The sequence below is a fragment of the Nostoc sp. 'Peltigera membranacea cyanobiont' 232 genome (assembly GCF_002245985.1).
Lineage (GTDB): Bacteria > Cyanobacteriota > Cyanobacteriia > Cyanobacteriales > Nostocaceae > Nostoc.
The window spans coordinates 1-6,254 of sequence record NZ_NOLK01000260.1 but is presented as its reverse complement, the minus strand read 5'-3'; the positions used below and the strand labels follow the sequence as shown (position 1 = coordinate 6,254).

The 6,254-nt window shown below is 42.8% G+C and carries 6 protein-coding genes and 1 tRNA gene; 6 read left to right on the top strand and 1 reads right to left on the bottom strand.

Annotated elements, in window-relative coordinates:
- Positions 1–18: 18 nt before the first annotated feature.
- Complete coding sequence (gene accC, locus CDG79_RS38275; protein WP_094346735.1) at positions 19–1,362, bottom strand: acetyl-CoA carboxylase biotin carboxylase subunit; 1,344 nt, start codon at positions 1,360–1,362, stop codon at positions 19–21.
- Between the two features lie 183 nt (positions 1,363–1,545).
- On the opposite strand from accC, the gene CDG79_RS43125 reads away from it, so the two are divergent.
- The 6 genes from CDG79_RS43125 to CDG79_RS38250 all read left to right on the top strand — a co-directional run bounded on the left by CDG79_RS43125 (position 1,546) and on the right by CDG79_RS38250 (position 6,249).
- Complete coding sequence (locus tag CDG79_RS43125; RefSeq protein WP_189525278.1) at positions 1,546–1,719, top strand: hypothetical protein; 174 nt, start codon at positions 1,546–1,548, stop codon at positions 1,717–1,719.
- Between the two features lie 39 nt (positions 1,720–1,758).
- Positions 1,759–1,841, top strand: a tRNA-Leu gene (locus CDG79_RS38270).
- Positions 1,842–2,073: 232 nt separating this feature from the next.
- Positions 2,074–2,697 carry a chorismate lyase gene (locus CDG79_RS38265; RefSeq protein ID WP_094346734.1) on the top strand — a complete coding sequence of 208 codons (624 nt, stop codon included), beginning with the start codon at positions 2,074–2,076 and terminating at the stop codon, positions 2,695–2,697.
- Positions 2,698–2,876: 179 nt separating this feature from the next.
- Complete coding sequence (locus tag CDG79_RS38260; RefSeq protein ID WP_094346733.1) at positions 2,877–3,440, top strand: Uma2 family endonuclease; 564 nt, start codon at positions 2,877–2,879, stop codon at positions 3,438–3,440.
- Between the two features lie 87 nt (positions 3,441–3,527).
- Positions 3,528–4,094, top strand: a complete 567-nt coding sequence (locus CDG79_RS38255; protein ID WP_094346732.1) for a Uma2 family endonuclease — start codon at positions 3,528–3,530, stop codon at positions 4,092–4,094.
- Between the two features lie 406 nt (positions 4,095–4,500).
- The gene (locus tag CDG79_RS38250; protein WP_094346731.1) at positions 4,501–6,249 is read left to right on the top strand and encodes a DUF3352 domain-containing protein; all 1,749 of its coding nucleotides are present in this window, start codon (positions 4,501–4,503) and stop codon (positions 6,247–6,249) included.
- The last annotated feature ends 5 nt before the right edge of the window (positions 6,250–6,254 follow it).

Below are 6,254 nucleotides of genomic sequence, written 5' to 3'. Positions count from 1 at the left end.
TCCCCAATCCCCAATCCCCTATCCGTTCATCTCCTGGACAAAATTTGTATAGACATTACCCTGCAAAAATTGTGGAGTTTCCATAATTTTTTGATGAAACCCAATGGTGGTGGGTAGTCCAGTTATGGCACATTCCCGGAGGGCGCGTTTCATGCGGTTAATAGCAGTGGGTCGATCTGGGGCCCAAACAATTAACTTGCCGATCAAGGAATCGTAGTAAGGCGGGATTTGGTAATCTGTGTAAACGTGAGAATCAATCCGAACACCAGGGCCTCCAGGCGGCAGATAGCCACTAATCCGTCCTGGAGAGGGGCGAAAGTCATGATCTGGATCTTCAGCGTTGATCCGGCACTCGATCGAATGACCCCGCAAAACTACTTGCTCTTGGGTAAGCTTGAGTCTTTCTCCTTGAGCAATCCGAATTTGTTCGGCAACCAAATCTATCCCAGTAATCATCTCTGTTACAGGATGTTCTACTTGAATTCGGGTGTTCATTTCCATAAAGTAGAATTTACCGGATCTATCCAAGAGAAACTCAATAGTACCCGCCCCACTGTAATTAATGAATTGGGCAGCTTTGACAGCAGCTTGTCCCATTTTTTCACGCAAGTCTTGGTCGAGAGCCGGACTTGGTGCTTCTTCTAGTAGCTTTTGATTTCGGCGCTGAATTGAGCAATCCCGTTCACCCAAGTGGATGACATTACCGTAGTTATCCGCCAAAATTTGAAATTCGATGTGGCGGGGACGTTCAATAAATTTTTCGATGTAAACGCCAGAATTCCCAAAAGCTGCTCCTGCTTCCCCTTGGGCTGCTAAGAAAAGTTTGACAAATTCATCTTCAGAACGAACTAGGCGCATACCCCGCCCACCACCGCCGGCTGTGGCTTTGATCATCACTGGATAGCCGATATCTTTGGCGAATCTTAATCCTTCTTCCTCGGATTCTACTAACCCCTCAGTACCTGGCACTGTAGGGACTCCAGCTTTTTGCATGGTTTCTTTGGCAGTGGATTTATCACCCATCAGTTTGATAGCTTCTGGAGTTGGGCCGATAAAAGCTATATGATGGTCAGCACAGATTTCTGCAAACCGGGCATTTTCTGCCAAAAAACCATAGCCTGGATGAATGGCAGTGGCATTGCGTGTCAGGGCGGCAGCAATAATATTGGGAATATTCAAATAACTTTTACTGCTAGCTGGTTCGCCAATGCAAACCGCTTCATCAGCAAGTTGGACGTGGAGAGCATTCCGGTCAACGGTGGAGTGAACCGCGACTGTGGCAATTCCCATTTCTTCACAGGCGCGGAGAATGCGAAGGGCGATTTCTCCCCGATTGGCAATTAATATTTTGTCAAACTTCATTTTTTAGTTTCGATATCATTACCAGTAGATTGACATTTTCCCCGATCCAACTTGAAACGACGCTTCCGCATTATTTAAAATTATCACAGGAGATTCGCCACCCTGATTCTAAGCAAACTCGCATGTTGCAGGCTTGCTGCCTTTACAGGTTTTACTACACTAACAACATTGCTGCTGTAAGTCTTGGCTAGCTTACCAAACTGGGCTTTTGCGATTCGCGATCGCACCGCATCTCCCAAAGTCGCTCTACCCTTTTTAATATCACTTGTGCAGATGCTAAATTTCTGTCAGTCTGATACCGCCTTGAAGAAATTTATATTTTTGAGAAATATAACTTTAGATATCACCTTACTATAATTATTTTCTTGTGCTATAGTCTATCTTTAGACAAGCCGTGCGGATGTGGCGGAATTGGTATACGCGCACGCTTGAGGTGCGTGTGGGCAATGCCCTTGCGAGTTCGAGTCTCGCCATCCGCATATTTTTGTTTGTCAAGGGTCAATAGTCAAGGGTCAAGAAACCTGAGACTATTGACCCTTAAATCTAGATGGTCATTGGTCAAAGCGCAAAATCTCTTGCGAGATTAGATGGTTTGCGGTTTGCCCAGGCATCAGAAATTTGTAAGAAATGACAAATGACAAATGACAAATGACAAGTGACTCTATGGTTTTTTATGCTTTTATAGAGATACGTGAAGTTTTGTAAAAAGCATTGAGTATTACTTTTACGCCGACAAATAACTTAAAACAGCCAGCAGCTTGGCATCGCCTCACTCCGATTTGGCAAGGAGGGGAGGAAGTGATTCAAAAAAGTTTACCTCATACTCAGCTAGCACCTGCTTGGCAGCTAATGCTTTTGGGTGATGGCTCTCCAACACGTCACTTGGAATTGCTTACAGGCGAGTCTGTAGAAGTAGATGTCATTGATATGTCATTGATTGGCATGGACTTGGATGCTGCACCTGATTTAATCCAAGCTGTCCCAGGGCCGCGACTACGGCGACAGGTGTGGCTGCGGACTGCTTCTGGTCAACGATTAGCTTATGCTACTTCGTGGTGGGAAGCCAGTCATGTAGATGAGTATTTGCAAAATCGTTCATTACCAATTTGGGCAAGTTTAGCTCGTCTCCGCACAGAGTTGTATCGGGATGTTCGAGGGATTTACTATGGTGACTCATTGGCGCTAGAGTCTGGTTTTGGAGTAACTGGGCCTTTTTGGGGTCGCCACTACTTGTTTTGGCATCATGGACAGCCACTAACCTTAATTTATGAAGTTTTTTCGCCTTATTTAACTAAATATTTGGGAGCTATGCAATTAAATTCCAAAAATCAGTAAGAAGTATGATGTGATGCAATGGCTACTGAGCAAAACCAAGTAGCTCAAATCATACAATGAAATTATCACATTTGGTAGTAGTGCCGTCAAACTAATGAGTTTACGGTGATGGTTTGCCGTTGTTCTGCGATCGCATCCTCTCTAAAATTGTTAGCAAGAAAGACACGAGGAAAGCTTTAATGAATACTGTTGTGCTAAATCTAGAACCGATTGCTCATTTAACTGATGAGCAATTTTATCAATTGTGTATTGCCAATGGTGATTTAAGCCTGGAAATGAATGTAGCGGGAGAATTAATAATTATGCCACCAGTAGGAGGAGAAAGCGGAAATCAAGAAGCAGATTTAATTACAGACTTAAATAATTGGAATCGTCAAGCTAAATTAGGGAAAGTTTTTAGTTCTTCAACTATCTTTATACTTCCCAACGGTGCAAAACGTTCACCTGATGCTGCTTGGATAAAATTGGAGCGGTGGGAAGCTTTAACACCAGAACAACGAAAAAAATTTCCGCCACTTGTACCCGACTTTTTGATTGAACTGCGATCGGAGACAGACAGGCTTGCACCAATTCAAGAGAAAATGCAGGAATATATTAAAAATGGTCTACGTTTGGGTTGGCTGATTAATCCTCAAGATCGTCAAGTTGAAATTTACCGACTTTTGAAAGCTGTAGAAGTTGTGCAAATGCCAGCAATTATTTCTGGAGAAGATATATTACCTGGATTTGAGTTGCAAGTATAAGAGGGTTGCAAATTACACCTAAATAAATCTTCCAACAAGCAAGAATTTCCTACTGATGTTAGCAAGAAAGACACGAGGAAAGCTTTAATGAATACTGTTGTGCTAAATCTAGAACCGATTGCTCATTTAAGCGATGAGCAATTTTATCAATTGTGTGTTGCCAATGGTGATTTAAGCCTGGAAATGAATGCAGCCGGAGAATTAATAATTATGCCACCAGTCGGAGGAGAAAGCGGAAATCAAGAAGCTGGACTGATTGCTGATTTAGAAATTTGGAATCGTCAAGCTAAATTAGGGAAAGTTTTTAGTTCTTCAACTATCTTTATACTTCCTAACGGTGCTAAACGTTCTCCTGATGCTGCTTGGGTAAAATTGGAGCGGTGGGAAGCTTTAACACCAGAACAAAGAAAAAAATTTCCGCCACTTGTACCTGATTTTGTGATTGAACTGCGATCGGAGACAGACCGACTGTCACAGATTCAAGAGAAAATGCAGGAATATATCAAAAATGGTCTGCGTTTGGGTTGGCTGATTAATCCTCAAGAGCGTCAAGTTGAAATTTATCGACTTTTGAAAGTTGTAGAAGTTGTGCAAATGCCGGCGATTGTTTCTGGAGAGGATATATTACCTGGATTTGAGTTGCAATTATTATAGGTTGTCCCAAAAAATATTTCACTCATTATATGGTGCGATGGTGTACCCGCCTACTGTAAGCGATCGCTACCAAGCAAGGCCAAGTAGCTGAAATTCACTTGCAGCTTTATCCAGTTAGTTATATTGTCTAATGTTTGGAATCACAGATTTACTTGCGGAAATTTTCCCAATGAGGCGTTAATCTTAGCGAAACGTCCTACGAAATTCAACAAAGCGTGTTAAAAATGGTAACTGAGTCAAGAACACAGCTTTTGAAAGACTAGGGAAAGTTGATTATCTAAGTAACATCAGCATCTAAGGTAGAAAAATTTAATCCAATTAGCTGCCTTAAAGAATGGTTAAACCAGTTGATGTACTTGACTAATCAAGCAAGTAATGAGTTTGCAAGTATAAGGTATAGGTTTCAATGGCACCGCCTCTTGTGTCTGTTCCGATGAAGAAAAAAAAGAAACCGTCTCTGGTGCTGACGCTCTCGGCTGCTGGGCTATTGATTGGTGCGGGGACTCTAGCATACTGGTTGTTAAGTCAGAGACAAATATCTTCTGGCGATTTGCTAGTAGGTGCAAATATTATTCCTGGTGATGCGCTTTTTGCGGTTTCTCTGACAACAGATCCCCAGCAGTGGCAGAAATTGCGGCAGTTTGGGACAAAAGAAACCCAAGCAGAACTAGACAGAAATTTAGTAGAATTGCGCGATCGCTTTCTCACTAATAATGGTTACGACTTCCAGAAAGATATCGCTCCTTGGGTAGGCAATGACGTTACAATCGCAATTCTTGCCCCAGCAACAGCAAATAAAGCTGTACCAAAACCAGTTACCACTAATGAAGATGCTGCCAGCGATCAGCAGTCGATGGTGATGGTATTACCAGTGAAAAACCCAGAAATCGCCAAAAACATTTTGGCACAACCCAAAACCCTTAAACAAGGCAAATGGATTGACCGGATTTATCAAGGGATCGCTATTAAACAAAGTGAGGGACAAGCAGGGGAAAACTTCTCAGCAGCATTACTAGATGGGCGTTTTATAGTCATAACTGATAGTCCCAAAGCCACAGAACGAGCGATCGATGCCTACAAAAATCAAACATCCCTAGCGACAACAGGGGGCTTTGCTGATAATTTCCCAAAAATTGCCAACGATCAACCCTTTAGCCAGTTTTACATAAATGTGCCAACAGCAGCCAAAATAGCCGCAGCTTCTCCAAACCGCCCAATACCTGCTCAAGTTTTGGCTCAACTGCAAAATAACCAGGGTTTAGCTGGGACAATGACTTTAGAGGCAGAAGGAATCCGCTTCAAGGGCGTTTCTTGGTTAAACCCTAATAGTCAACGGGTGCTGGCGGTAGAAAACAAAGCTGGGCAAATGCAAAGCCGCCTACCAGCAGAAACCTTAATGATGCTTTCGGGGGGAAACTTACAGAGGTTGTGGGGAGATTACGTTTTAACATCTCAAGGAAATCCCCTCTCACCGATCGCACCAGAACAACTCAGAGGTGGGATAAAATCTCTTACCACTCTTGATTTAGATAAGGATTTGCTCAGTTGGATGAAAGGCGAGTTTTCTTTATCAGTGATTCCTAGTATTCCAAAAGAAGGTTCACCAGACAATTTTCGTTCGGGTTTAGTGTTTATGGTACAAGGCAGCGATCGTAATTCAGCTGAAGCATCCATAAAACAGCTAGATGATGTGATGAGAAATCAATACCAGTTCCAAGTCCAATCTGCGAAAGTTGCAGGACAACCCGTTGTTAACTGGGTTTCACCTTACGGTACATTAACTGCCACCCACGGCTGGTTAGATGGAGATGTCGCCTTTTTAGTAGTGGGCGCTCCCGTTACTGATAAAATTCTTCCCAAACCCAACAACACACTAGCTAGCACGATCCCTTTCCAACAAACAGTTCCTACAGAACCAAATCCCACAAATGGTCAATTTTTCCTGGATGTGGAACGAACTGTGAAAAATTTCCCTTTGCCAACTCTAATTTCTAATCAACAAATTTTGCTTGATGCAACGCGCTCAATTGGGATGACATCCGCCGTCAGCGACAGTCGCAGTAACATCTACAACATTTTTCTAGCACTCAAAAAAGTTAGTAACACGACTCCCTTGCCTAGTCCAGAAAGCAATAAGAGCAACTCTGCTAGATAGGAGAG

Excerpts from the sequence above, each read along its gene's own strand:
- accC (WP_094346735.1), bottom strand. The coding sequence starts at position 1,362 with ATGAAGTTTGACAAAATATTAATTGCCAATCGGGGAGAAATCGCCCTT.
- CDG79_RS38260 (WP_094346733.1), top strand. The coding sequence starts at position 2,877 with ATGAATACTGTTGTGCTAAATCTAGAACCGATTGCTCATTTAACTGAT.
- CDG79_RS38255 (WP_094346732.1), top strand. The coding sequence starts at position 3,528 with ATGAATACTGTTGTGCTAAATCTAGAACCGATTGCTCATTTAAGCGAT.
- CDG79_RS38250 (WP_094346731.1), top strand. The coding sequence starts at position 4,501 with ATGGCACCGCCTCTTGTGTCTGTTCCGATGAAGAAAAAAAAGAAACCG.